Source organism: Pseudoalteromonas sp. SR43-2, assembly GCF_014163885.1.
In the GTDB taxonomy this organism is placed as follows: Bacteria; Pseudomonadota; Gammaproteobacteria; order Enterobacterales; family Alteromonadaceae; genus Pseudoalteromonas; species Pseudoalteromonas distincta.
The window spans coordinates 92,282-118,694 of record NZ_JACJED010000010.1; the positions used below are offsets into that span (position 1 = coordinate 92,282).

Below are 26,413 nucleotides of genomic sequence, written 5' to 3' on the forward strand. Positions count from 1 at the left end.
CCTAACGGGATTAATTTTATTACTTTTTAGTAACACTTGTATCTTAAATAAAAATAAACTCATTTAAAACAAAAAACCAGCAAATTGCTGGTTTTTTATTACATATTAGCAGTTTAGCTATTAACTCATTGCCATCATCATTGCCGATGGATTTTCTAAGTACAATTTCCATAGGTTATTAAAGCGAGCAATAGTGCCGCCATCAATAACACGATGATCGCCAGACCAACTTACTTGCATTATCGCTTTACTCACAACCTGCCCACTTTCGTCAAAACGTGGTAGATGCTGTAGTTTACCAAGCGCAACAATAGCTACTTCTGGTTTATTAATGATGGGGGTCGCAATAGTGCCGCCAATCGCACCAATGTTAGAGATACTAATTGTCCCACCTTTTAAATCATCAGGTGCAACACGCCCTTCTCGCGCTGAGTGAGTTAAGCGTGTTAAATCATTAGCCACATCAACAATACTCTTACTCTGGCACGATTTAATATTAGGCACTAACAAGCCAATTTTTGAATCAACCGCTATACCAATATTATGATCGTTATAATAGGTAAGCTCTGAGCAATCATCATTCACTTTTGAATTAAGTACAGGGTACTCTTTCATTGCTAGCGAGAGTGCTTTTACAAAAAATGGCATCATGGTGAGCTTTACGCCTTGTGCTTTGTACTGCTCTTTTAAGGAGCTGCGCAAAGCTATAAGCTGTGTTAAGTCTATTTCATCACTAAACGTAAAGTGCGGAATAGTTGAAACCGATGCCACCATTTGCTTGGCCATGGCCGCTTTAATGCCTTTAATTTGCTCTACTCGTACGCCACCGCTTTGATTCTGTGTTTGGTTTTGTACAGCACTTTGAGAAGCATCGCTATTAAGCGGTGAAGTATCAATAGTATTTGGCACTTCGCCTTTTACAAACTCTTCAATATCTTGCTTGTAAATACGTCCATTTTTTCCACTACCTGGTACGCACGTTAAATCAACATCAAGTTCACGTGCTTTACGACGAACTGCAGGCGACGCCACCGCTTTTTGATTGATAACCTTTGCAGCTTGCTGCGTTTTAACAGAGGAAACTTTTTCAGCGACGGCATTAGTTTGAGCCTTTACGACCGCTTGGTTTATATCAACATTTGGCTTTACTGCACTGCCTGCAATTGTCATTTGAAACAACGGGCTATGTACTTTTGCTATTTCACCTTTTTGGTAATATAGTTTTTTTACTGTGCCTGTATATTTTGCCGGAATTTGTACTAATGCTTTGTCGGTCATTACATCACAAACCGCTTGGTCTTCTTCTATTTCATCGCCTTCTGCGACTAACCAATCAACAATCTCACACTCAACAATACCTTCACCAATATCTGGTAGTATAAAGTCCTCAACTACATCAGATGTATTGTTATTAGTTTGATTTTCAGCTTGAGCTGGCTCTTCTACTACTTCATTACTAGTACTATCACCAGTTACATCCATAGCAAATAAAGGCGCATGTACTTTAGCAATTTCACCTTTTTGATAATATAGCTTTGTAATAATACCATCATGCACTGCCGGAATTTGTACTAATGCTTTGTCTGTCATCACATCACAAATTGGCTGATCCTCAGATACGGTATCGCCTTCTTGAACTAGCCACTCAACAACTTCGCATTCAACAATGCCTTCACCAATATCGGGTAATATAAAATCTTTCGCCATGGTAACCCCTAAAAATCCATTGATTGTTTAATTGCAGCCAACACTTTTAGTGCACCCGGTACGTATTCTTTTTCAAGTGCCAACGGGTATGGTGTATCTAGACCACATACACGTAAAATTGGCGACTCTAAATGCAAGAAACACTCTTGTTGTATTGTTGCTGCTATTTCGGCACCAAAGCCATTAGTTATAGGCGCTTCATGGCTTACGATTAAACGACCGGTTTTAATAACCGATTTAGCAATCGTTTCAACATCCCATGGTAAAATACTACGAAGGTCAATAACTTCACAGCTTATACCTTGCTCGCTTGCTTGCTGTGCTGCCTCTTCAATAATCTCCATTTGAGCACCCCACGCTAAAAGCGTAATATCGGTACCCTCTTGTACTACTTCAGCCGTGCCTAATTCAATACTATAATCTTCTTCTGGCACTTCGCCTGTTGATGCACGATATAAACGCTTAGGCTCAAAAAATATGACAGGGTTATCATCTTTAATAGAGGCACGTAATAACCCCTTAGCTTGATAAGGGTTACGCGGTACAACCACTTTTAAGCCCGGCGTATGTGCAAAATAAGCTTCGGGTGATTGCGAGTGATATAAGCCACCAGCAATACCACCGCCATAAGGCGTACGAATAGTTAAGTTACCAACATTAAATTCATTACCACTGCGATAACGAAATTTAGCGGCTTCATTTACTATTTGATCGAACGCTGGGAATATATAATCAGCAAATTGAATTTCTGCTAATGCAGGCGCACCAAAAGCCGCTAAGCCATTAGCGAAACCTAAAATACCTTGTTCGGTTAAAGGCGTATTAAAAACGCGATGCTTACCGTACTTTTCTTGCAAACCTGATGTTGCTCTAAATACACCACCGAAGTAACCAACATCTTCGCCAAAAATACAGGCTTGAGGGTATTCGTTCATCGTAATATCGAGGGCAGAGTTAATTGCGTGGAGCATGTTCATTTTAGCCATTACTTAATTCTCCCTGCAGTTACTGGGTAAGCATCTGGGTGCTGTTTTATATGTTCTTTTAATTGCTCGTACTGTCGTTGCAATAACGGAATTGGAGTATCGTAAACGTCAGATACCAATTCTTCTAAAGCAGGCTTGGCAACAACTTCAGCACGCTTAAGCGCTGCTAAAATTTCTTCACGAATCGACTCTTTTGCTTTTATATCGACCTCTTCGTTTAACCAATCTTGCTTGACCAACCATTTTCTAAATTTATCAATAGGACAGATTTGATTATTTGCTTCTTCATCTTTAGAGCGATAACCACTGGGATCGTCTGATGTAGAATGCGCGCCTAATCGATAAGCAATCGATTCAATAAGCACAGGCTCACCTTGTGTTGAGGCTATTTCGCGTGCTTTTTTGGTCGCTGCATACACAGCAAGTGCATCTGTGCCATCAACACGAATTGTTTTAATACCATAACCTACACCACGCGACGCAATACCATCGCCTTTAAACTGTTCATCAGCAGGGGTAGATATGGCATAGCCGTTATTACGTGCAAAAAATATAACCGGCGCTTTGTGAACAGCCGCCATATTTAAGCCCGCATGAAAGTCACCTTCTGATGCAGCACCTTCACCAAAGTAACAAATAGTCACGTTATCAATTGTGCTTGCAAGCTCACCTGTTTTAACGTCGATATGCTTTATTTTTTGACCATATGCATAACCTGTTGCCTGTGGGATTTGCGTACCCAGTGGCGATGAAATCGTCATGTAGTTTAGCGCTTTAGAGCCATAATGGATTGGCATTTGGCGACCTTTACCTAAATCCAATTCATTTGAGAACATTTGGTTCATAAATTGATCGAGTGTAAAACCACGATAATGTAGTGCAGCTTGTTCACGATATTGAGCCATGATCATATCGTCTTGATCAAGAGCAGCAGCAGAGGCTGTAACTGCGGCTTCTTCGCCTAGGCATTGCATATAAAAACTAACACGACCTTGGCGCTGCGCGCCTTGCATACGTTCATCTAACAAACGTATAAAACGCATTGTTTCATATAACTTAATAGCGGTATGTTTTGAAATATCAGGTGCGGTTGCACTAGGATGAATGTCGCCGTCCTCAGTTAAAATACTAAGGGTTGGAATATTAAGTGCTTGGCCATCAATAAATTCAAGCTCGTGGTTAATATTCAGCGATACGTTATTTGGATTACTCATAACCTACCTTCTTTTGTTGTCGGTAAAACAGTGCCCCTTTAAATTATTATTGTGGGTGATTGTTGCTGGTTAAACTTTGCAACATCTGCACTATCTTTAATTAAAGCTGCCAACACTTTACGTTAACGTAAAGTGTTATTCAACACATCTGGGACGAAACAAAAGCAAATACAGGTTAAATAAGTGGCAAGTTAACGATACGGTTACTTTAATTAATAGTAATCATATAGTTAACTTGAAGCCAGTAGTGGTCTGATGAGTTTAATTAGACGAAATTGCTATCAATATCCATTGGAATAACAGTAAGCAGTGCTCTTTGGCCTAATGCTACGCTCGCATTTGGAAATATAATAGCCTCACCTTCAACGTCAGCGTAAATAGCTGTATCACCGTCGGTTGCAAGTAGTTCACCTTTCGCAAAGCCAGTAAAGTTCTCAGCATCATCAGAAAAAGGGAAACTAAAATCATCCTGCGTTCTATTAATTGTGCGGTGCACTGCAAATAACTCAAACTCACTTGCATTAAAATCAGGGTATTTAACTTCATTTTGGCTAATTAATGCAGTTAATGTTTGCTTTGTTTTTTCAAAGCGGGTCATATCATTTTGGCCAAATGGCTTAACTTGACCCAGCTCTACTGTAAACGAGTCTGCACCATGAACAAACGATGAATAATAGCTAAACGTTGTTGCAGGAGATTTCATCATAAGTACGGTATTTACACCACAGCTCAATAAAAATTGTAACTGTGACTTTTTCCATGGCTTACCATGTAAAAATGGATACACAGCAAATTTTTCGTTTTTAGAGCCTCTAATTGCAGTGTGTAAGTCGTAATGACATCGGCTACTGCCTTGCTGGCCACGGGCATAAAAGTCACTTACGTATTGCTCAAGCTTTGCAGCGCGGTTTCGTTCATTATTCATTGGTACACCTTCAACTGTATGGTAACCATTAAATAATCTATTTAAGTTTTCTTCTACAAAACGCAGGCCAATATTAATTGATTGTGGATTACCATAAATAAATAAAACACGCTGCTTAAGGACTAGCTCACCTTTTATAATTTGTTTAATGAGCGCATCACAAATTTCAATTGGCGCAGTTTCGTTACCGTGTACAGCGCTTGAATAAATTACATCTTTGCTTGTTTTAACAGCAGGTTGAAACTCAATTACACCGGTATCGTGTATATTTACACAAGTCCCATTATCTAAAACAAACTCACCTGCATCTAAATGCCATTCGTTATTACGGCTAAGCGTTAAAAAATCACCTGTTTGTTTTAATTCATTTAAGTAAGATGGATTGGCTGACATGTAATAAGCCCTTTAAAAGTAATGTGAGAGTAAACTCTTATACATACATATGCACAAGGTAGAGGTATAGAAACAAAAACGGCTGAATAAATCAGCCGTTTTAAAATTATTAGATTAAGTTAGCTTATAACTGAATCTACAAGCTTTTTAGCTTCTTTTTCAAGTAACGCTAAATGCTCTTCACCTTTAAATGATTCAAGGTATATTTTATAAATATCTTCAGTACCTGATGGACGCGCTGCAAACCAGCCATTTTCAGTGACCACTTTTAAACCACCAATTGCCGCATCGTTGCCTGGTGCATGAGTCAGCTTTTGCAAAATAGGTTCGCCAGCAAGTGTATCTGCTTTAACATCAGTAGCACTCAATGCTTTTAAACGTGACTTTTGGCCGCTTGAGGCCGGTGCATCAAGGCGTTTATAAATTGGAGAACCAAACTCTTGTTCTAGTTCTTTATAAAGCGCTGATGGAGTTTTACCTGTTACTGCAAGTATTTCTGCAGCAAGTAGTCCCATAATAAAGCCGTCTTTATCTGTACACCATACAGAGCCATCAAAACGTAAAAATGCAGCACCTGCGCTTTCTTCGCCACCAAAGGCAAGCTTACCTTTGCTTAAACCTTCAACAAACCATTTAAAGCCTACTGGTACTTCTTTAACTTTACGGTTGTTACGAGCAGCTACTTTATCGATCATTGAACTAGAAACGAGTGTTTTACCAATTTCTACTGTTTCATTCCAATCACGGTGTTTAAGTAAGTAATCAATTGCCACTGCTAAAAAGTGGTTTGGATTCATTAAACCATCTGGCGTTACAATACCGTGACGATCGTAGTCAGGGTCGTTACCAATAGACACATCAAAATCATCTTTTAGCGCAATAAGGTTCGCCATTGAATAAGGTGATGAACAATCCATACGAATTTTGCCATCTTTATCAAGTGGCATAAAAGCAAAACGTGGGTCAACTACATCATTAACGACGGTTAAATCTAAATTATATTTTTTAGCAATAACAGGCCAAAAATTAATACCTGAACCACCGAGTGGATCGATACCAATTTTAATGCCTGCATCGCTAACGGCTTTTAAATTAACGATATTCGCTAAATCATCAATATAAGGAGTCATTAAATCTTCGTAGCGGATAAAGCCTGAACGTGAAGCTTTAGCGAATGGGAATAGCTCAACTTCAACCAAGTCTTCTAATAAAAGTTGATTTGCTCTGTCTTCAATCCATTTAGTAACGTCGGTATCAGCAGGTCCGCCATTAGGTGGGTTGTATTTAAAGCCACCATCTTCAGGAGGGTTATGCGAAGGCGTAACAACAATTCCGTCTGCAAGCTCATTTGGGTGTAGCTTGTTATGGCTAACTATGGCGTGGCTGATAACTGGCGTTGGTGTAAAGTCACCGTTTTCTTGCGTTATCACTTGCACTTCGTTAGCAACTAAAACTTCAATAGCTGAATTAAATGCAGCCTCACTCAGTGCGTGTGTGTCTTTACCTAAAAATAACGGACCAAAAATATCATTTTGTTTTCTATAATCACAAATAGCCTGAGTAATCGCTAAAATGTGTGACTCGTTAAATTTAACATCGTAAGAACAACCACGGTGGCCTGATGTACCAAAAGCCACACAATGCTCTGGATTTTGTTCAAGATCAGGTTCGTTTAAGTAATACGCAGATACTAATTTAGGTACGTTAACCAGTGCTGATTGTGGAGCAGTTTTGCCTGCGCCTGAGTGAATAGCCATTATATTTCCTTACAGGTAATCGCGAATTTTTTCAGCTTGCTCTGCACTATATCCAAGGCAAAGAGCAACTTCATGAAGCATCATTTTTTTACGCGTTGTATTAGAATTTGTCATAACCCAATATTCACTATCAGTTATGTTTTTAGGGTTCATACTACTACCGCTATTTACTAAGGCTTCTTTACTAGTAGCAAAGTAAACACGGTCACGCCCTTTTATATCTAGCACAGCCGAAAAATCAGTTTTATGGGTGCGGTAAAATGCACTTAAAATAAACAAAAAGCGCCCAACAACACCCTTTTGCATTGCCAGCTCTTCTTTATTTAATACATTAAAAACATTATCATTTAATACATTAAAAACATTATCGCTTTTTTGCTTCACGGGTGCGTGAGCTACAGGCGTTTGTTTTTTTGAAGTCTCAGCAGCAGGTAGCTCTGAGCTTTTTAATGTGGCGGTAGACGTAGTCGCAGTTTGATTATTTTGAGTTAGTTCTACGTTTGCGGTTTGAATTTTTTCGCCGCTCAGATTTAATAAACGACGTAAAATAGTGGATGCACTTTCACCAATACTTTGCGTATTGCTTGCAATATACTGATATAACTCGTCGTCTATGTCGATTTGTTTCATGTTCTTCCTGTCATTACGGGTCACATTTTTTTCTCCCGTGTGATTATACCCAAACCAATCAGAAATGCGAGTTACAACAAGCACTCCCGTAAACATATTAATATTTACTTGATTGTTGTTGATTTAACAAACAAAAGCCCAATTTAATAAATAGTCGCTGTATTTTTTGCTTTTTAGAGCAATGCTCGGCAAACTATTGCGAAATTTTCAGGAGGCGTGTATGCAGTTAAATTACAAGCAACAAGGGCAAGGCCCTAATGTTATTTTGATCCACGGACTTTTTGGATCATTAGAAAACCTAAATGTAATCGCAAAACCATTAAGTGAACACTTTAATGTTATTAACGTTGATTTACGCAACCACGGGCTTTCTCCTCATAGTGATGAAATGAACTACCCTGCAATGGCTCAAGATATTGTTGAGTTATTAGCACATTTAAACATAGATAAAGCTCATTTAGTTGGCCACTCTATGGGTGGGAAAGTCGCAATGGAATTAGCACTAACACACCCTGAACTGGTAAATAAATTGGTTGTACTTGATATCGCACCTGTTAGTTACCCTGCTCGCCACACAAAAATATTACAAGCATTAAAAGCAGTTTCAACGCAGTCAATAGACGATAGAAAGCAAGCTGATGCAATTATGCAGCCTTATATTGAAGAGCTGGGGGTTCGACAGTTTTTACTTAAAAGCCTCGCTAAAAATCAAGAAGGTCATTTAGCATGGCGATTTAACCTAAATGTGCTTGACGAAAAATATTCGACAATTACGTCCAATGTTAATGAAAACAATTCTTGTTTATGCGATACTCTTTTCATTAAAGGTAATGATTCTGACTATATATTGCCCGAGCATCGTACTGCAATTACAGCACGCTTTAAAAACACCAAGGCTAAAATTATTCATGGCGCAGGTCATTGGCTTCATGCTCAAAAGCCTCTTGCTGTTAATAAAGCGATAAATGACTTTTTAACTGCGGTTTAAAGCAATTTTAATCGCGTGTTTTTGATTCAGCGCACTAAATATATGAATATTTATATGCTATAGTACGCGCCGTTTAATTTAAAGGTTATACGTTGATGGTCAGTCAGTTAATTAACGAATTTGATACCCTAGGGTTGTATTTTGGCTTAGCCGGTATTTTCATATTCATCGGCATGGCAATTAAAGACGTACTAAAAAGTGGCAATGTGCCAAAGTTCGGACAATACATTGTTTGGGGCGTGCTCTTTTTAGGTTGTTCAGGCTTTATTGCTAAAGGGCTTATTCAAGTATTTTGGCAAGGCGCAGGTGTAGGTTAAGCATGGCGAAGTCAGAAACAGATAGAACTACACTCGATTTATTTGAATACGAAAAACGCCCAGGCAGACCTAAAACCAATCCCCTTTCTCGGGATATGCAGTTAAAGGTAAATAAACGTAATCAAATAAAAAGAGATAAAGCACGTGGTTTAAAGCGTGTTGAATTTAAAGTTTCATCGCAGTTATATCAAGCATTGAGTGATATGGCAGATGCACAAAATATTAGCCGTAGTGCGCTGATTGAAACGATTTTACAAGAAAGATTGGCTATTGATACATAAAAGGTTTTAAATCCATGGCAAGTGTAGGCATTTTTTTCGGAAGTGACACAGGTAACACAGAACACGTAGCAAAAATGATCCAAAAAGAATTGGGTAAAAAGCTAGTGGCTGTTCATGATATTGCAAAAAGCTCTAAAGAAGAGATTGCTGAATTTGACTTAATCTTATTCGGTATCCCTACTTGGTACTACGGTGAAGCTCAATGTGACTGGGATGACTTTTTCCCAGAACTTGAGGAAGTAGACTTTGAAGGTAAACTTGTTGCTATTTTTGGTTGTGGTGACCAAGAAGATTACGCTGAGTACTTTTTAGATGCAATGGGCATGATCAACGATATTGTTACTGAACGTGGCGCTATTGTTGTGGGCCATTGGCCAAGTGAAAGCTATGACTTTGAAGCATCTAAAGGAATGGCTGATGATAAGCACTTTGTAGGTTTGGGTATCGACGAAGACCGTCAACCAGAGCTTACAGAACAACGTGTTAAAGCATGGTCTGCTCAAGTATATGAAGAAATGTGTTTAAGTGAATTAGCTGACTAATTTACTGCATATATCGCTAGCTGTTTAAATAATTATCAAACAGTTAGCGTTTTAAGCTTTAGAGGCAATATAAATCAATTGTTCTTTGCACTTAACGCTTAGGCACGTTATCCTGTTTGTTGCTAATGTGTCGTGTACATCTTTGCAAGATGTCTAGTATAACCAAATAAAATTGAGACAGATTTAATGACTGATCATAACTTGGAACTTAAAAAAGCCGGTTTAAAAGTAACTTTACCGCGTATTAAAATATTAGAGATTTTACAATCTCCAGATAACCAACACATCAGTGCTGAAGATGTTTACAAAATTCTTTTGGATCTAGGTGAAGAAATTGGTCTTGCAACTGTATACCGCGTACTTAACCAATTTGATGATGCGGGTATTGTAAGCCGTCATCACTTTGAAGGCGGAAAATCAGTATTTGAACTTTCTGGAAGCACTCACCACGATCATTTAGTATGTTTGAAATGTGGCAAAGTGGTAGAGTTTGAAGATGACATGATTGAGCGTCGTCAACTAGAAATTGCTGAAGAAAATGGTATTACTCTTACAAACCATTCTTTGTATTTATACGGTGAGTGTAACGATAAAGCAGCGTGTAAAGAATTTAGCGACGCTAACAGCTAATACCGCTTTTAAAAAGCAATAAAAAACCTGCTAAGTGCAGGTTTTTTTGTGCCTAAAAGACGATAATATTGAATATACCCAGTAAATCCTGGGTATATTTTAAGTATTACTTATTGAGTTTTAGACCATGAATCGCGAAGACCCACTGTTTGATTAAATACAACGTTCTCTGATTTAGAATCACGAGAGAAATAACCTGTACGCTCAAACTGAAAGCCCTGCTCTGCATGTGAATTAGCAAGCGATGGTTCTAATTTAGCATTAGGTAAAACAACCAGTGACTCCGGGTTTAGCGTAGTTTCAAATTCCTCTGCAGCTGCTGGATTTGGTACGCTAAACAAACGGTCGTATAAACGAACTTCTGCACTAATAGACTCTGGTGCTGAAACCCAATGAATAACACCTTTTACTTTACGACCATCACTTGGGTTTTTACCAAGTGTTTCGCTGTCGTAAGTACAGAAGATAGTTGTGATTTCGCCATTTTCGTCTTTTTCAACACGCTGCGCTTTAATAACATAAGCGCCACGCAAACGTACTTCTTTATCAAGCACTAAACGTTTGAATTTGTTATTCGCTTCTTCTTTAAAGTCTTCTCGTTCGATGTAAATTTCGCGAGTAAACGGTACATCACGACGACCCATTTCTTCTTTATTTGGGTGATTAACCACTGATAAAGTTTCAACCTTGTCTGCATCGTAGTTTTCAATAACAACTTTAACAGGATCGAGCACAGCCATTGCACGTGGTGCATTTTCGTTTAAGTCTTCACGGATACAAGCTTCAAGCATGCCCATTTCAACCATATTCTCTTGTTTTGTTACACCAATACGCAAACAAAATTCACGGATTGAACCTGGTGTATAACCACGACGACGTAAACCTGCAATAGTAGGCATGCGAGGGTCATCCCACCCTTCTACATAGTTATTTACTACTAAATCATTTAGCTTACGCTTTGACATAATAGTGTATTCAAGATTTAAGCGCGAAAACTCAATTTGTTGCGGGTGACACTCTAAACTAATGTTATCAAGTACCCAGTCGTATAAACGACGGTTATCTTGGAACTCTAATGTACATAATGAATGTGTAATACCTTCAAGCGCATCAGAAATACAGTGAGTGAAGTCATACATTGGGTAAATGCACCACTTATCACCTGTTTGGTGATGATGAGCAAAACGTACACGGTAAATAATTGGATCGCGAAGCACCATAAATGAGCTTGCCATATCAATTTTAGCACGCAGTACACATTCTCCTTCTTTGAATTCGCCAGCACGCATTTTTTCAAATAACGCTAGGTTTTCTTCAACTGAAGTATCTCTATAAGGACTGTTTTTACCTGGCTCTTTTAATGTACCGCGGTACTGTCGTGCTTCGTCTGCAGTTAAAAAACAAACGTACGCTAAGCCTTTTTCAATAAGCTCTACTGCGTAACCATATAAAGTATCAAAATAGTTAGAAGAATACTTTATGTCGCCATCCCAATTAAAGCCTAACCACTGTACATCCTCTTTAATAGAGTTAACGTAGTTAATGTCTTCTTTTTCAGGGTTTGTATCGTCAAAACGTAGGTTACATAAACCGTTGTAGTCTTTTGCGATACCAAAATTCAAACAAATTGATTTGGCATGGCCAATATGTAAAAAGCCATTTGGCTCAGGTGGAAAACGTGTATGCGTTGTCGCATGTTTGCCACTTGCTAAGTCTTCATCAATTCGGGTTCTAATAAAGTTACTTGGGCGATTCTCAATTTCCGCCATAGGAGTGTGATCCTCTAAATATTACGTAATAACAAAACTAATGCATTATTACAAAAACATACACTAACATACAGCAATAGATTAAGGTTTATTTTAGATATTGATTAACTTTAATCCACTTGTTCAATTGTTTATGAATAAAATTTGTTTTAACGCAACATTTAGGTCATCAAAGCCAATTATAGTAGCTAAATAACCTACTTTATAAGGATTCTAAGATGGCGACACTTAATCAACACCGTGTATATATTCCAACTAATGCACGCGCTAACCACTATTTATTGGCTGAAATTATACCTAATGAAGCATTTTATAATAGCTTTAGCACTATAAACTGTTGCTACGAGCGTATTGCGCGTCAATTATTTGCATGTTGTGATGAGTATGAACTGCATAATGTACATTTATTAGCAAACGATAAACTACCGGTTGTACGCTTTCATGATGAGTCATATCAACTAGAAACCGACAAGCAGATGTTGTTTTTTTATAATCCTCGTTATCACGAGGCACATAAAATTTATTACTCACCAGATATAAAAAGTAAGAAAATACGTTTCTTGTTTTTAGCCACGGGTGAAGACTTACGTGCAAACTCCGCTTTGTTTCACAATAGAGTGAAAAAAGTATTAAACTTACTCCAAGAACAGTTATTTATAAATCAGCCCCAATTTAAACTTCGCGATCACCAACATCTAACTTACGATTTATTTGCTAAAGATAAGGGAAATAAAGAGAGTTATGGATATAAACTCAGAAGCCTCTACCCTCGTTATCAATCAAGGCAATGTAATATCCCTAGTGACTATGCTGAAATGACTTACGCAACATTTACCATTGCGGTTTCTCGAGCCATCAAAACACAGTTTCAAACAATGGTGAACAATAACGATGTGGAAAAGTTTTATGATTACTTTGCAGATAGTTTTAAACGCGCATGTGAAAAAAACAAACTAACACACGGTGCAATGGTAGCTAATGGCGCAATACCCATTGTCCGAAACAGTAAAATAGATAAAAATGAAGGTAATGCAGAGTTACAAAAGTTGAGCTTTGATGTTGAATCAAATGAAAATCAATTTAAGTATTTTTATGAAGCAACAAAATTAGTAGAAACACTACATTTTGTTATTGTAGCAACGCAGCAGGATAAACATGAAATTGGTTATGGCCGCTTTATGAACCAAGTAGAGAAAACAATTCATGCATTATGTAACGAGCTGGCTATAAATAAACAACGACAAGATTTGACTGTACGCTTTTTTCAGCATATTAGTTATCCGTTCTAAATTTACCTCAATAACAAAAAGGCCCGCATAAGCGGGCCTTTTCAAAGGAAACAAGCAATTACCAGCCTGTTTTCTCTTTAAGTGCTTTACCGATTTCAGCAAGTGAACGTACAGTTTTTACGCCCGCAGCTTCTAATGCAGCAAATTTCTCATCAGCAGTACCTTTACCGCCTGCGATGATTGCGCCAGCGTGACCCATACGCTTACCTTCTGGTGCAGTAACACCAGCAATGTAAGATACTACAGGTTTAGTTACGTTAGCTTTGATGTACTCTGCAGCTTCTTCTTCTGCAGTACCACCAATTTCACCAATCATTACGATTGCTTCAGTTTGTGGATCTTTTTCGAACATTTCTAAAACGTCGATAAAGTTAGTACCTGGGATTGGATCACCACCAATACCAACACACGTAGACTGACCAAAACCAGCATCAGTAGTTTGCTTAACCGCTTCGTACGTTAAAGTACCAGAGCGAGAAACAATACCTACTTTACCAGGTTTGTGGATGTGACCAGGCATGATACCAATCTTAGTCTCACCAGGAGTAATAACACCTGGACAGTTAGGACCGATCATACGAGTACCTGTTTGATCTAGTTTAACTTTAACGTCAACCATATCAAGCGTAGGGATACCTTCAGTGATACAAACAATCAGCTCGATGCCAGCATCGATAGCTTCTAAGATTGCATCTTTACAGAAAGGAGCTGGTACGTAGATAACTGAAGCAGTTGCGCCAGTTTCTTGAACAGCATCACGAACTGTGTTGAATACAGGAAGACCAAGGTGCGTTTGACCACCTTTACCTGGGCTTACACCACCAACCATTTGTGTACCGTACTCAAGCGCTTGCTCTGAGTGGAAAGTACCTTGGCCACCAGTGAAACCTTGACAGATAACTTTTGTATCTTTATTGATTAATACAGACATTATTTGCCCTCCGCAGCAGCAACAACTTTCTCAGCAGCGTCTGTTAGTGATTCAGCAGCAATGATATCTAGACCTGAGTTCTTAAGAACTTCACGACCTAATTCAGCATTAGTACCTTCTAAACGTACAACTACAGGTACATTTACGCCAACTTCTTTAACTGCGCCAATGATACCTTCAGCAATCATGTCACAACGTACGATACCGCCAAAGATGTTTACTAAAACAGCTTTAACATTGTCGTCAGAAAGAATGATTTTGAATGCTTCAGAAACACGTTCTTTAGTCGCGCCGCCGCCAACATCTAGGAAGTTAGCCGGTTTGCCGCCGTGTAGGTTTACGATGTCCATAGTACCCATTGCTAGGCCTGCACCGTTAACCATACAACCTACATTGCCATCTAGAGCAACGTAGTTAAGCTCGAAGCTTGCTGCGTGTGCTTCACGTGCATCTTCTTGAGATGGATCGTGGAACTCACGGATTTTAGGCTGACGGTAAAGTGCATTACCATCAATACCGATTTTTCCGTCAAGACAGTGAAGGTTACCTTCGTCTGTAATTACTAACGGGTTGATTTCAAGTAGTGCGAAATCAAAATCAGTAAACATGTTACCAAGACCCATAAAGATCTTAACAAACTGCTTCATTTGTACTGGGTTAAGACCCAATTTGAAGCCTAGTTCACGTGCTTGGTAAGCTTGAGGACCCACTAATGGATCAATTTCAGCTTTGTGGATAAGCTCTGGTGTTTCTTCTGCAACAGTTTCAATTTCAACGCCGCCTTCAGTAGACGCCATGAAAACTACTTTGCGAGATGCACGGTCAACTACTGCACCTAGGTACAATTCGTTAGCAATGTCAGTACAGCTTTCAACTAAAATTTTAGCTACTGGCTGGCCTTTCTCGTCTGTTTGGTAAGTAACTAGGTTTTTACCCAACCAGTTAGCTGCAAACGCTTTTACTTCGTCGATAGTTTTTACTAGCTTTACACCGCCAGCTTTACCACGTCCACCTGCGTGAACCTGAGTTTTAACAACCCACATATCACCGCCGATTTTTTCAGCAGCTGCTGCAGCTTCTTCAGGTGTATCGCAAGCGAAACCCTGAGAAACTGGTAAACCATATTCGGCAAAAAGTTGTTTTGCCTGATACTCATGCAAATTCATGATGCTTTATCCAATTTTTTATACTAAAAGAGCTGAATATTTTTTCAAATAAACAACTATCCCAAATTGCGCACCTAGTATAGATCCCAAGGCTTAACATGAAAACCCCAGTAAGACCAAAGGCGCAAAAAAAAAGCTGTGAATGTTCATTCACAGCTTACATTTCATACAACTAGATTAAACATCTAGCAATAAGCGAGTTGGATCTTCAAGTAACTCTTTAATAGTCACTAAGAAACCAACAGATTCTTTACCATCAATGATACGGTGGTCATAAGAAAGTGCTAAATACATCATAGGTAATATTTCTACTTTACCATTTACAGCCATCGGACGGTCTTGGATTTTATGCATACCCAAAATTGAAGACTGTGGCAAGTTAATGATAGGTGTAGATAGTAATGAACCAAATACGCCGCCATTTGTAATAGTGAAATTACCACCGGTCATATCTGCAAGCGTTAGCTTACCATCACGACCTTTAAGTGCTAATTCACGAATACCCTTTTCGATTTCAGCAACAGATAGTTTGTCACAATCTTTAAGTACTGGAGTAACTAGACCACGTGGAGTAGATACTGCAATGCTAATATCAAAATAGTTATGGTAAACAATATCGTCACCATCAATTGATGCATTAACATCTGGGAAGCGTTTAAGTGCTTCAGTTACCGCTTTCACGTAGAAAGACATGAAACCTAAACGAATACCATGACGCTTTTCAAATACTTCTTGGTACTGCTTACGAAGGCTCATGATTGGTTCCATGTTCACTTCGTTGAATGTTGTTAACATTGCAGTTGAATTTTTAGCTTCAAGAAGACGTGTAGCAATCGTTTTACGTAAACGAGTCATAGGAACACGTTTTTGAGTACGATCGCCCATCGGTGCTGCAGGAGCAGAAGCTTCTGCTTTTTTAGCCGCTGGCGCTGGTGCTTTTAAGAACGTATCAACGTCTTCTTTAGTTACGCGGCCATTTTTACCCGTGCCGTTAATTTTAGAAGCGTCTAAGCCTTTCTCAGCAATTAAACGACGAACTGATGGTGTTAACACATCTGAACTTTCGCTAGAATCTGCTGCTGGCGTTTCGTCTGCTTTTGCAGCTGGAGCCGCTGGTGCACCGCCTGCTTTAACCGAACCAATTACTTGCTCGCCTAGTACAGTATCGCCTTCGTTGTGAATGATATCACCCATGATGCCATCTTCTTGAGCGACTACTTCAAGAACAACTTTATCTGTTTCAATATCTACCAAGTTTTGGTCGCGTGTTACTGCGTCACCTGGTTGTACATGCCATGTAGCAATTGTTGCGTCTGCAACTGATTCTGGAAGTACAGGTACTTTAATGTCCACTTCTTTACCTTCTGATGCTGGTGCTGATTGCGCCGCTGGCGCGTCTTCTGATTTAGCTGGTGCTGATTCTTCTTTAGATGAACCTTCACTTGCTGGCGCTGCATCAGCATCACCAAGTAAACCCATAACTTGATCGCCAAGTACGGTTGCACCTTCTTCTTGTGATATTTCTGTAATTACACCGTCATGCTGTGCAACAACTTCTAAAACCACTTTATCTGTTTCAATGTCTACTAAGTTTTGATCGCGAGTTACTTTGTCGCCAACACTTACATGCCATGTAGCAACGGTAGCATCTGCAACCGACTCAGGAAGAACAGGAACTTTAATTTCTGTGCTCATTGCTTATCCTTTATTTTCTATAGTAAGCGCGTCGGCAACGAGCGCTTGTTGTTCTTTAGTATGTACTGACATGTAACCACACGCTGGTGATGCAGACGCTTTACGTCCTGCATATTTTAATTTAGCACCTTGTGGGATTGCATCAATAAAGTGATGTTGTGAACAGTACCATGCACCTTGGTTTTGTGGCTCTTCTTGACACCATACAAAATCAGTTACGTGTTGGTAACGCTCCATAATTGTTTGCATTTCGTCATGTGGGAACGGATATAACTGCTCAACACGAACAATAGCAATATTATCTTGCTCTAGCTTACGACGCTCTTGTAATAGTTCGTAATAAACTTTACCACTACAAAATACAACGCGTTCAACTTTCTCAGGGTTAATATCATCAACTTCGTCGATCATATTATGGAAAACACCATGCGATAGCTCTTCAAGCGATGAAGTTGCAAGAGGATGGCGAAGCAACGACTTAGGCGTCATAACAATCAACGGACGACGTAGTGGTCGAACTGATTGACGACGAAGCATAGCGTAAACTTGTGCAGGAGTAGATGGAACACATACTTGCATGTTGTGATCAGCACATAGTTGTAGGAAACGCTCTAAACGAGCTGAACTATGTTCTGGACCTTGTCCTTCGTAGCCATGTGGTAACAAAATTGTAAGACCACATAAACGGCCCCATTTTTGCTCACCAGAACTTAGGAATTGGTCAAATACAACCTGTGCACCGTTGGCGAAATCACCAAACTGTGCTTCCCAAAGCACTAATGAAGTAGGCTCTGCAGTTGCATAACCGTATTCAAAAGCAACAACAGCTTCTTCAGATAAAACAGAGTCAAATACTTCAAAAGTACCTTGATCTTCGCTTAAGTGCTGTAGAGGTGTATAAGTAGCGCCGTCTGATTGACTGTGAACAACAGCATGACGATGGAAGAATGTGCCACGCCCTGAATCCTGACCAGTTAAACGAATGTCAGTGCCTTCAGTTGCGATTGTTGCATAAGCAAGTGTTTCTGCCATACCCCAATCTAGAGGTTTCTCACCAGAAGCCATTAATTTACGATCATCGTAAATCTTTTTAACGCGTGACTGTGCTTTATATTGCTCTGGGTAAGAAGCGATTTTCTCACCGAGTGCTTTGAGCTCTTCAACAGGCACGCTGGCATCGTAATCAACATCCCATTCATGGCCAACATACTTTGCCCAATCTGAAGAATGCGATGTCTCTGGTTGTATTTCTGAAACAACACAGTTGCCTTCGTCTAATGCATTACGGTACTCATCAGCAAGTGCTTTTATTTCTTGTTCAGAAAAAGAGCCTTCAGCTATAAGTTGATCTGCGTAAATTAAACGTGGAACTGGGTGCTTTTTAATTTTTTGGTACATAACAGGCTGAGTTGCATTAGGCTCATCAGCTTCATTGTGACCATGGCGACGGTAACATACTAAATCGATTACTACGTCACGTTTAAACTGGTTTCTGAAATCAAGTGCAATTTGAGTAACAAATGCAACTGCTTCAGGGTCATCAGAGTTAACATGGAAGATAGGTGACTGAACCATTTTAGCAATGTCAGTACAGTAATCTGTAGAGCGTACATCGTCTTGTTTAGATGTAGTAAAACCAACTTGGTTATTTACAACAATACGAATACTACCACCACAACTAAACGCGTTAGTTTGTGATAAGTTAAACGTTTCTTGTACAACACCTTGGCCTGTAACCGCAGAATCACCATGAATTGTAATTGGTAAAGCTTTAATACCAGAACTGTCACCTAAGCGGTCAAGACGAGCACGTACTGAGCCCATAACAACTGGGTTTACAATTTCAAGATGAGACGGGTTAAACGCAAGCGCCATATGAACATTGCCACCTTTAGTAGCAAAGTCAGATGAATAACCCATGTGGTATTTAACATCGCCAGAACTTAATGTTTCTTTATGTTTACCAGCAAACTCATCAAATAACTCTGATGGATTTTTACCAAGTACATTTACAAGAACATTTAAACGACCACGGTGAGCCATACCAATAACAGCTTCTTGTTGGCCGCTTTCACCAGCGCGGTGAATAAGCTCTTTTAACATTGGAACTAACGCATCGCCACCTTCAAGTGAGAAACGCTTAGCACCTGGGAACTTAGCCCCTAAATATTTTTCAAGTCCGTCAGCAGCAGTTAATCCTTTTAGGATACGCAGCTTTTCGTCTTTTTCGAATTTTGGCCTAGACTGGACAGATTCTAAACGCTGTTGTAACCAACGCTTTTCCTCTGTTGATGTGATGTGCATATACTCAGCGCCAATTGAACCACAATATGTAGTTTTTAGTGCTTGGTATAGTTCACCTAAAGGCATAGTATCGCGGCCTACGGCAAACGATCCTACGTTAAACTCGCGGTCAAAATCACTTGAAGATAAGTCGTGGTACTCTAGCTCTAAATCTCGTACACGCTCTCGTTGCCAAATACCTAATGGATCTAGGTTTGCATTTTGGTGTCCACGAAAACGGAAAGCATTAATAAGTTGTAGAACTTTAACCTGTTTAAGGTCACCGCCACTACCCTCTGCTACCACTACTTCTCTATGCTTGTTTTTTGCAAGCTGTGCAAACTGCGTTCGAACTTCTGAATGTTTTACTTCAACATCCACACCATCAACTTTAGGTAATTGTTCGAACACTTCTCGCCATTCATCTGGCACAGAAGTCGCATCGTCTAAATACGCTTCATAAAGCTCTTCTACATAAGCAACGTTGCCGCCGTTTAAATGTGAAGATTCTAGCCATGCCTTCATCACACCTTCGTGCATTTATAAGCCCTTTTCTTTAGCGCAGAAATTAATAGTTATCATAACAAGATGGCTAATAACCTGTATTAGCCATCTTACGTTTACTAAGTAATCAAACCGCTCGGTTTAATAACATAGATTTGATTTGCCCAATTGCTTTAGTCGGGTTAAGACCCTTAGGACAAACGCTAACACAGTTCATGATACTGTGGCAACGGAACACACTGAACGCATCGTCTAAATCCGCTAAACGTTCTTCAGTTGCTGTATCTCGGCTATCAGCTAAGAAACGGTAAGCGTGAAGAAGGCCTGCTGGACCAATGAACTTGTCTGGGTTCCACCAGAACGAAGGACACGATGTCGAACAACATGCACACAAAATACACTCATATAGCCCATCTAATTTATCACGTTCTTCAATAGATTGAAGACGCTCGCCTGCTGCAGGCTGATCATTAATTAAATAAGGTTTAACTTTTTCGTACTGAGTGTAGAACTGACTCATGTCAATAACAAGGTCACGAACCACAGGTAAGCCTGGTAACGGACGTACTACAATTTTACCTTTGCCATTTTTTTGTAGCGTAGATAAAGGAGTAATACATGCTAAACCATTTTTACCATTCATGTTAACACCATCAGATCCACACACACCTTCACGGCATGAACGACGAAAAGATAGTGTAGGATCTTGTTCTTTTAAAAGAATAAGTGCATCTAACACCATCATGTCGTGACCTTCCTCTGTTTGCAAGGTGTATTCTTGCATACGAGGAGCGTTGTCAACATCTGGATTATAACGATAAACTGAAAATTGTACTTGTGCCATCGTCTATCTCCTAGTAAACACGTGCTTTAGGTGGGAAAGCTTCACGCGTTTTAGGCGCATAGTTTACATCACGCTTACTCATTTCATCCGTTACAGGATTGAATACTGAGTGACATAACCAGTTTTCGTCATCACGATCTGGGTAGTCAAAGCGAGAATGTGCACCACGGCTTTCTGTACGGAAGTTTGCAGCTACTGCAGTTGAGTAAGCTGTTTCCATTAAGTTATCTAGTTCAAGACATTCGATACGCTGCGTATTGAAGTCTGATGATTTATCATCAAGACGAGCATGTTGCAGACGTTCACGAATTTCTTTAAGTTCTTGAAGACCTGAAGCCATTGAATCGCCTTCACGGAATACCGAGAAGTTAAGCTGCATACATTGCTGTAGGTCTTTTTTGATTTGAACTGGATCTTCACCTTGGCCAGCCGTTGAATTTTCCCAACGGTTGTAACGTGCAAGAGACGCTTCTAAATCTGACTCTGAAGCCGCTTTTGATACTTCAACATCTTTAAGGTATTTACCTAAGAAGTTACCAGCAGCACGGCCAAATACAACTAAATCTAGTAATGAGTTACCACCTAGGCGGTTTGCACCGTGTACAGATACACATGCAATCTCACCAACAGCAAATAAACCTTCAACTACTTTTTCGTTGCCTTGAGCATCGATTTGTAGTGCTTGTCCATTTACGTTAGTAGGAACACCACCCATCATATAATGACAAGTAGGAATTACTGGAATTGGCTCTTTAGCTGGATCAACGTGAGCGAATGTTTTAGCTAGGTCACATACGCCAGGAAGACGTAGGTTAAGCGTTTCTTCACCTAAATGGTCAAGTTTCAGCTTGATATGAGGACCCCAAGGACCATCACAACCACGACCTTCACGGATTTCAGTCATCATTGAACGCGCAACAACATCGCGAGACGCTAAGTCTTTTGCATTTGGTGCGTAACGTTCCATGAAGCGCTCGCCATCTTTATTTAAAAGATAACCGCCTTCACCACGACAACCTTCAGTTACTAGCGTACCAGCACCTGCAATACCCGTTGGGTGGAACTGCCACATTTCCATGTCTTGCATAGAAATACCAGCGCGTGTTGCCATACCAACACCGTCACCGGTGTTAATGTGAGCATTTGTTGTTGATGCGAATATACGACCTGCACCACCAGTGGCTAATACAACTGCTTTAGATTTGAAGAAAGTGATTTCACCTGTTTCAATCTCAATTGCTGTACACCCTACTACATCGCCATTGTCGTTTTTAACTAAGTCAAGTGCATACCACTCAGAGAATACATTTGTTTTGTTTTTAACGTTTTGTTGATATAGAAGATGAAGTAAAGCATGACCAGTACGGTCAGCTGCAGCAGCAGTACGTGCGGCTTGTTCACCACCAAAGTTTTTCGATTGACCACCGAAAGGACGTTGGTAAACACGGCCATTTTCAAAACGAGAAAATGGTAGTCCCATGTTTTCTAATTCAGTAATAGCTTCTGGGCCAGTTTGACACATGTATTCAATAGCGTCTTGGTCACCGATAAAATCGGAACCCTTAACGGTATCGTACATATGCCATTCCCAGTTGTCTGCGTGTGAATTACCAAGCGCTACTGTAATACCACCTTGAGCAGATACAGTGTGTGAGCGCGTTGGAAATACTTTAGATATTAATGCACACGTTTTGCCAGATTCTGTAATTGCTAAAGCAGCGCGCATACCAGCACCACCTGCACCAATTACTACGGCGTCAAATTCACGAACAGAATATTTCACTTAAACACCCCATAATACGATTAGACCAATAGCTACGTAAGCAACGGCCATTAGGTTTAAAACAAAACCTAAAACAGCACGCAACTTCGAACACTTAACATAGTCTGTAAGAACTTGCCAAAGGCCAATGCGGGTATGAACCATAATGCAAATAAGGGTAATTAAAGTAAACCCTTTCATTGCTAGGTTAGAGAAGAGGCCTGTCCAGGCTTCGAAAGTGACTTCTGGCGTCGCTAAAAAATAGCCGATAATAAAAATCGCGTACGCGCTGATTATTAATGCCGTGGTACGTAAAGATACGAAATCTTGTACACCATCACGTTTTAGAGTTGCTTGATTTAAAACCATATCCACACCCCTGCCAATACGGCAAACACAACACCAAGAGCCATTGATACTTTAGCGCTGAGGTTACCTGATTCAAGTTCTTCCCAATGTCCCATATCCATAATCATATGACGGATGCCACCAATAAGGTGATAACCTAATACAGAAACAGTGCCCCAAGCTATAAATTTGGCAATGAATCCGTTAAACAGACCCTTGACGAATTCAAAACCTTCAGCTGAAGAGAGAGACTCAGACCAAGCCCAAATGACAAACGTTAAAGCAAAAAACAATGCAACACCGGTGACGCGGTGAAAAATTGAAGCTTTAGCCGTTGCCGGCATAGATATAGTTGTTAGATCTAGATTTACAGGTCTTTGCTTTTTCACAGTTACTTGCCCATCTTTGCTCACAGTGGAGCTCATCTACTTGTTTTTCTAAAAACCCACCAAATATTACTGATGGAACTATCAGAATAAACGTATCAAAATAGTTAAAGTTCACAAAACAGTAAATTTTAAGCTGTTAAGAATATGTTTACCCAAATACAATACGGTTTAAAACCACCGTTAGTATATATACCCACAGGACTTTTTACAATTCTTGTTTATTTAGAGATGTTTGCGAATTAGCCAATAGTATTATATTTAATTAATACCGAATATTTATTATACATATATGCATAATGTTTATAAAAATTGACTTTAACCCCCTCTTTCACGTTAAAATGCGAAGATGTGCTTAAAACAGATTTCAGAACTTTAAAATCTAAAAATCAGAATAGATATCTTAATAGGAGATACATAGCGATGGCAGATAAAAAAGCCACAGTCCATATTGATGGACTAGATCCAATCGAACTTCCAATTTATCAAGGCACTGCTGGCCAAGATGTAATCGACGTACGTACGTTAGGTTCACATGGTCACTTTACTTATGACCCAGGTTTCATGTCGACTGGTTCTTGTGAATCTGCAATCACCTATATTGATGGTGGTAAAGGTGTACTACTTCACCGTGGTTACCCAATTGAGCAATTAGCTGAAGATTCTAACTATATTGAGCTTTGCTACTTACTTTTAAATGGTGAGTTACCTTCTAAAGAACAATATGAAGTTTTTAAGAATGAAATCACTACAAGCACTATGCTTGACGAGAAGATTGCTAACTTTTTCCAAGGTTTCCGCTTTGACGCTCACCCAATGGCAATGCTTTGTGGCGTAGTGGGTGCGTTATCATCTTTTTATCATGAAGACCTTGATATTACTGATGCAGAACAACGTAAAACAAGCGCAGTTAAGCTAGTTGCTAAGTTACCAACTATTGCTGCAATGGCTTATAAAACAAACATCGGCCAACCGTTTGTATACCCACGTAACGATTTAAGCTACGCAGAAAACTTCTTACACATGATGTTCTCTGTACCTGCTGAAGAATATAAAGTTAACCCTGTAACTGCTAAAGCTATGGATAAAATCTTTATGCTTCATGCAGATCATGAGCAAAATGCATCGACTTCAACAGTTCGTCTTGCTGGTTCATCAGGTGCTAACCCGTATGCATGTATTGCAGCTGGTATTGCTTCTTTATGGGGACCTGCTCACGGCGGTGCTAACGAAGCATGTTTAAACATGTTAGAAGAGATTGGCTCTGTTGACCGTATTGATGAATACGTTGCTAAAGCTAAAGACAAAGCTGACCCATTCCGCCTTATGGGCTTTGGTCACCGCGTTTACAAAAACTTCGACCCACGTGCTACAGTAATGCGTCAAACGTGTCATGAAGTTTTAGCTGAGCTAAATATCCAAGATCCACTTCTTGATATTGCTATGAAGCTTGAGCAAATTGCCCTTGAAGACCCGTACTTTGTAGAGAAGAAACTATACCCTAACGTAGATTTCTACTCTGGTATTATCTTAAAAGCGATTGGTATTCCAACAAGCATGTTCACTGTAATTTTTGCAATGGCACGTACTGTTGGTTGGATCACTCACTGGGATGAGATGCTATCTCAACCTGGTCATAAGATCAGCCGTCCTCGCCAAATGTATACTGGTTACACTCAACGTGACTACGTATCAACTGACAAGCGTTAATTAACGCTGGTTAGTTTAAAAGGCCGCATTTTGCGGCCTTTTTTATTAACAGCACTTGAGAATTATCATAAACCGATTACAATCCCTGCCTTAAAAACACTATGTAGATGAGCTATGCCTACTTTAAAGTTTGATATAAATAAAATTAGAAAAGACTTCCCGACATTAAATCAAACAATAAACGGCTGCCCGCTTGTTTATTTAGACTCAGCAGCAACCTCACAAAAGCCTCAATCAGTTATAGATACAATTACTGAGTTTTATACGTCTCAAAATGCAAATGTACACCGTGGACGCCATACACTTAGCGAACAGGCCACTTATTCTTATGAACAAGTCAGGGAGAAAACTGCAAGGTTTTTTAATGTCTTAAGTAAAGAAATTGTATGGACTAAAGGTGCTACAGAAGCCATAAATTTGGTCGCTAACGGCTTAAAAAAGCGTTTAGATGAAAGTCATACCATAATAATATCTCCGCTTGAGCATCACGCAAACATAGTGCCTTGGCAACTAGTGAGCCAACAGACGGGAGCTAAATTAGTCTCTCTGCCACTTAATAATAACGGCACGCTAAACATACAAAAATGCTGTGAATTTATAAAAGAAACAAAACCTGCGTTATTAGCTATTACACAAGCATCGAACACGCTGGGTAATATCACTGCTTTAAAGCCACTAATTGTAGCTGCAAAAGAGGTGAATTCACTTGTTTTAGTGGACGGAGCCCAAGGTGCACTACATTTAAAACCCGATTTACGTGAATTAAACTGTGACTTTTATGTTTGCTCAAGCCATAAAATGCTCGGTCCAACAGGCTTAGGTGTACTTTATGGCCAATATGAAGAGCTAAATACGCTAGATATTTACCAATCCGGCGGTGAAATGATCGATAAAGTTTACTTAACTCATAGCACTTATCGCCCTGCGCCTGCAAAATTTGAAACTGGCACACCAAATATTTCTGGAGTATTAGGCTTTGGTGCCGCTTTAGACTATTTAAATGAATTAGATCACGTGCAAATACAGCAATATGAACAAGAATTGTTTAGTTACGCGGCACAAAAATTGGTAAAGGTAGATGGCATTACCATATTCAGCAACCTATCTGACAATATTGGTACACTCTGTTTTAATTTTAAAGATGAACATCCTTACGATTTGGCAACTTTACTTGACGGATATGGTGTTGCTGTCAGAAGCGGACACCATTGTACGCAACCATTAATGACACATTTAGGGCTTAATGGAACGTTAAGAGCGAGTTTTTCTTTTTATAATACCTACAAAGATGTAGATATATTCATTGATTCACTTAAAAAATGTATCGCTTTATTAGATTGAACACCAGTTTAATAG

The 26,413-nt window shown here is 39.5% G+C and carries 23 protein-coding genes; 8 read left to right on the forward strand and 15 right to left on the reverse strand.

Annotation, left to right across the window (positions count from 1 at the left end):
• Positions 1-120 precede the first annotated feature (120 nt).
• The 6 genes from H5120_RS10445 to seqA form a co-directional block, all read right to left on the reverse strand.
• The gene (locus H5120_RS10445; RefSeq protein ID WP_182674324.1) at positions 121-1,707 is read right to left on the reverse strand and encodes a dihydrolipoyllysine-residue acetyltransferase; all 1,587 of its coding nucleotides are present in this window, start codon (positions 1,705-1,707) and stop codon (positions 121-123) included.
• Positions 1,708-1,715: 8 nt separating this feature from the next.
• Entirely contained in the window at positions 1,716-2,693 is a 978-nt protein-coding gene (locus H5120_RS10450) for an alpha-ketoacid dehydrogenase subunit beta (protein WP_182674325.1), read from the reverse strand.
• A complete protein-coding gene (locus H5120_RS10455; protein WP_182674326.1) occupies positions 2,693-3,907 on the reverse strand; it encodes a thiamine pyrophosphate-dependent dehydrogenase E1 component subunit alpha in 1,215 nt (404 codons plus the stop codon). The genes H5120_RS10450 and H5120_RS10455 overlap by 1 nt, the downstream gene beginning before the upstream one ends.
• 265 nt (positions 3,908-4,172) lie before the next feature.
• Positions 4,173-5,225: a succinylglutamate desuccinylase gene (gene astE / locus H5120_RS10460; RefSeq protein WP_182674327.1), complete on the reverse strand. Its 1,053-nt coding sequence runs from the start codon at positions 5,223-5,225 to the stop codon at positions 4,173-4,175.
• Between the two features lie 119 nt (positions 5,226-5,344).
• Complete coding sequence (gene pgm / locus H5120_RS10465) at positions 5,345-6,982, reverse strand: phosphoglucomutase (alpha-D-glucose-1,6-bisphosphate-dependent) (RefSeq protein ID WP_182674328.1); 1,638 nt, start codon at positions 6,980-6,982, stop codon at positions 5,345-5,347.
• Between the two features lie 9 nt (positions 6,983-6,991).
• The gene (gene seqA, locus H5120_RS10470; RefSeq protein ID WP_182674329.1) at positions 6,992-7,612 is read right to left on the reverse strand and encodes a replication initiation negative regulator SeqA; all 621 of its coding nucleotides are present in this window, start codon (positions 7,610-7,612) and stop codon (positions 6,992-6,994) included.
• Positions 7,613-7,832: 220 nt separating this feature from the next.
• Here seqA and H5120_RS10475 point away from each other — a divergent pair, with 220 nt between their 5' ends.
• The 5 genes from H5120_RS10475 (at position 7,833) to fur (ending at position 10,370) form a co-directional block, all read left to right on the forward strand.
• The gene (locus H5120_RS10475) at positions 7,833-8,600 is read left to right on the forward strand and encodes an alpha/beta fold hydrolase (protein WP_182674330.1); all 768 of its coding nucleotides are present in this window, start codon (positions 7,833-7,835) and stop codon (positions 8,598-8,600) included.
• A gap of 95 nt (positions 8,601-8,695) precedes the next feature.
• Complete coding sequence (locus H5120_RS10480; RefSeq protein WP_002962930.1) at positions 8,696-8,917, forward strand: DUF2788 domain-containing protein; 222 nt, start codon at positions 8,696-8,698, stop codon at positions 8,915-8,917.
• A gap of 2 nt (positions 8,918-8,919) precedes the next feature.
• Complete coding sequence (ybfE, locus tag H5120_RS10485) at positions 8,920-9,198, forward strand: LexA regulated protein (RefSeq protein WP_002962928.1); 279 nt, start codon at positions 8,920-8,922, stop codon at positions 9,196-9,198.
• Positions 9,199-9,212: 14 nt separating this feature from the next.
• Complete coding sequence (gene fldA, locus H5120_RS10490; protein ID WP_007586856.1) at positions 9,213-9,740, forward strand: flavodoxin FldA; 528 nt, start codon at positions 9,213-9,215, stop codon at positions 9,738-9,740.
• Positions 9,741-9,926: 186 nt separating this feature from the next.
• Complete coding sequence (gene fur, locus H5120_RS10495; protein WP_002962922.1) at positions 9,927-10,370, forward strand: ferric iron uptake transcriptional regulator; 444 nt, start codon at positions 9,927-9,929, stop codon at positions 10,368-10,370.
• Between the two features lie 110 nt (positions 10,371-10,480).
• Here fur and glnS read toward each other — a convergent pair whose 3' ends face one another.
• On the reverse strand, positions 10,481-12,139 hold the full coding sequence (gene glnS / locus H5120_RS10500) for a glutamine--tRNA ligase (RefSeq protein WP_182674331.1): 1,659 nt from the start codon (positions 12,137-12,139) through the stop codon (positions 10,481-10,483).
• 218 nt (positions 12,140-12,357) lie between these two features.
• Here glnS and H5120_RS10505 point away from each other — a divergent pair, with 218 nt between their 5' ends.
• A complete protein-coding gene (locus H5120_RS10505; RefSeq protein ID WP_182674332.1) occupies positions 12,358-13,428 on the forward strand; it encodes a DUF3083 family protein in 1,071 nt (356 codons plus the stop codon).
• 58 nt (positions 13,429-13,486) lie between these two features.
• On the opposite strand, the gene sucD is transcribed toward H5120_RS10505, so the two are convergent.
• From sucD to sdhC, 8 genes are all read right to left on the reverse strand, one after another.
• On the reverse strand, positions 13,487-14,359 hold the full coding sequence (gene sucD / locus H5120_RS10510) for a succinate--CoA ligase subunit alpha (protein ID WP_002961811.1): 873 nt from the start codon (positions 14,357-14,359) through the stop codon (positions 13,487-13,489).
• Entirely contained in the window at positions 14,359-15,525 is a 1,167-nt protein-coding gene (gene sucC / locus H5120_RS10515) for an ADP-forming succinate--CoA ligase subunit beta (protein ID WP_002961809.1), read from the reverse strand. The genes sucD and sucC overlap by 1 nt, the downstream gene beginning before the upstream one ends.
• A 177-nt stretch (positions 15,526-15,702) precedes the next feature.
• Entirely contained in the window at positions 15,703-17,220 is a 1,518-nt protein-coding gene (gene odhB / locus H5120_RS10520) for a 2-oxoglutarate dehydrogenase complex dihydrolipoyllysine-residue succinyltransferase (protein ID WP_039487977.1), read from the reverse strand.
• Positions 17,221-17,223: 3 nt separating this feature from the next.
• Positions 17,224-20,043, reverse strand: a complete 2,820-nt coding sequence (gene sucA, locus H5120_RS10525) for a 2-oxoglutarate dehydrogenase E1 component (RefSeq protein WP_033021680.1) — start codon at positions 20,041-20,043, stop codon at positions 17,224-17,226.
• 91 nt (positions 20,044-20,134) lie between these two features.
• The gene (locus tag H5120_RS10530; RefSeq protein ID WP_002961804.1) at positions 20,135-20,851 is read right to left on the reverse strand and encodes a succinate dehydrogenase iron-sulfur subunit; all 717 of its coding nucleotides are present in this window, start codon (positions 20,849-20,851) and stop codon (positions 20,135-20,137) included.
• A 10-nt stretch (positions 20,852-20,861) separates the two neighbouring features.
• Positions 20,862-22,634, reverse strand: a complete 1,773-nt coding sequence (gene sdhA, locus H5120_RS10535; RefSeq protein WP_182674333.1) for a succinate dehydrogenase flavoprotein subunit — start codon at positions 22,632-22,634, stop codon at positions 20,862-20,864.
• Positions 22,635-22,982, reverse strand: coding sequence for a succinate dehydrogenase, hydrophobic membrane anchor protein (gene sdhD, locus H5120_RS10540; RefSeq protein ID WP_002961798.1), 348 nt, complete (start codon positions 22,980-22,982; stop codon positions 22,635-22,637).
• On the reverse strand, positions 22,973-23,350 hold the full coding sequence (sdhC, locus tag H5120_RS10545) for a succinate dehydrogenase, cytochrome b556 subunit (protein ID WP_122975019.1): 378 nt from the start codon (positions 23,348-23,350) through the stop codon (positions 22,973-22,975). Before sdhC ends, sdhD begins: the two co-directional genes overlap by 10 nt.
• A gap of 420 nt (positions 23,351-23,770) precedes the next feature.
• On the opposite strand from sdhC, the gene H5120_RS10550 reads away from it, so the two are divergent.
• Both H5120_RS10550 and H5120_RS10555 read left to right on the forward strand, forming a co-directional pair.
• Entirely contained in the window at positions 23,771-25,057 is a 1,287-nt protein-coding gene (locus tag H5120_RS10550) for a citrate synthase (RefSeq protein WP_002961796.1), read from the forward strand.
• 114 nt (positions 25,058-25,171) lie between these two features.
• A complete protein-coding gene (locus H5120_RS10555) occupies positions 25,172-26,398 on the forward strand; it encodes a SufS family cysteine desulfurase (protein WP_182674334.1) in 1,227 nt (408 codons plus the stop codon).
• Positions 26,399-26,413 lie beyond the last annotated feature (15 nt).

Bases quoted from the DNA above. Each gene is read 5' to 3' on its own strand.
- H5120_RS10445 (WP_182674324.1), bottom strand. From the start codon at position 1,707: ATGGCGAAAGATTTTATATTACCCGATATTGGTGAAGGCATTGTTGAA.
- H5120_RS10455 (WP_182674326.1), bottom strand. From the start codon at position 3,907: ATGAGTAATCCAAATAACGTATCGCTGAATATTAACCACGAGCTTGAA.
- H5120_RS10480 (WP_002962930.1), top strand. From the start codon at position 8,696: ATGGTCAGTCAGTTAATTAACGAATTTGATACCCTAGGGTTGTATTTT.
- sucC (WP_002961809.1), bottom strand. From the start codon at position 15,525: ATGAATTTGCATGAGTATCAGGCAAAACAACTTTTTGCCGAATATGGT.
- pgm (WP_182674328.1), bottom strand. From the start codon at position 6,982: ATGGCTATTCACTCAGGCGCAGGCAAAACTGCTCCACAATCAGCACTG.
- ybfE (WP_002962928.1), top strand. From the start codon at position 8,920: ATGGCGAAGTCAGAAACAGATAGAACTACACTCGATTTATTTGAATAC.
- fldA (WP_007586856.1), top strand. From the start codon at position 9,213: ATGGCAAGTGTAGGCATTTTTTTCGGAAGTGACACAGGTAACACAGAA.
- sucA (WP_033021680.1), bottom strand. From the start codon at position 20,043: ATGCACGAAGGTGTGATGAAGGCATGGCTAGAATCTTCACATTTAAAC.
- odhB (WP_039487977.1), bottom strand. From the start codon at position 17,220: ATGAGCACAGAAATTAAAGTTCCTGTTCTTCCTGAGTCGGTTGCAGAT.
- fur (WP_002962922.1), top strand. From the start codon at position 9,927: ATGACTGATCATAACTTGGAACTTAAAAAAGCCGGTTTAAAAGTAACT.
- H5120_RS10505 (WP_182674332.1), top strand. From the start codon at position 12,358: ATGGCGACACTTAATCAACACCGTGTATATATTCCAACTAATGCACGC.
- glnS (WP_182674331.1), bottom strand. From the start codon at position 12,139: ATGGCGGAAATTGAGAATCGCCCAAGTAACTTTATTAGAACCCGAATT.
- sucD (WP_002961811.1), bottom strand. From the start codon at position 14,359: ATGTCTGTATTAATCAATAAAGATACAAAAGTTATCTGTCAAGGTTTC.
- seqA (WP_182674329.1), bottom strand. From the start codon at position 7,612: ATGAAACAAATCGACATAGACGACGAGTTATATCAGTATATTGCAAGC.
- H5120_RS10530 (WP_002961804.1), bottom strand. From the start codon at position 20,851: ATGGCACAAGTACAATTTTCAGTTTATCGTTATAATCCAGATGTTGAC.
- H5120_RS10475 (WP_182674330.1), top strand. From the start codon at position 7,833: ATGCAGTTAAATTACAAGCAACAAGGGCAAGGCCCTAATGTTATTTTG.
- astE (WP_182674327.1), bottom strand. From the start codon at position 5,225: ATGTCAGCCAATCCATCTTACTTAAATGAATTAAAACAAACAGGTGAT.
- H5120_RS10550 (WP_002961796.1), top strand. From the start codon at position 23,771: ATGGCAGATAAAAAAGCCACAGTCCATATTGATGGACTAGATCCAATC.
- sdhD (WP_002961798.1), bottom strand. From the start codon at position 22,982: ATGGTTTTAAATCAAGCAACTCTAAAACGTGATGGTGTACAAGATTTC.
- H5120_RS10450 (WP_182674325.1), bottom strand. From the start codon at position 2,693: ATGGCTAAAATGAACATGCTCCACGCAATTAACTCTGCCCTCGATATT.
- H5120_RS10555 (WP_182674334.1), top strand. From the start codon at position 25,172: ATGCCTACTTTAAAGTTTGATATAAATAAAATTAGAAAAGACTTCCCG.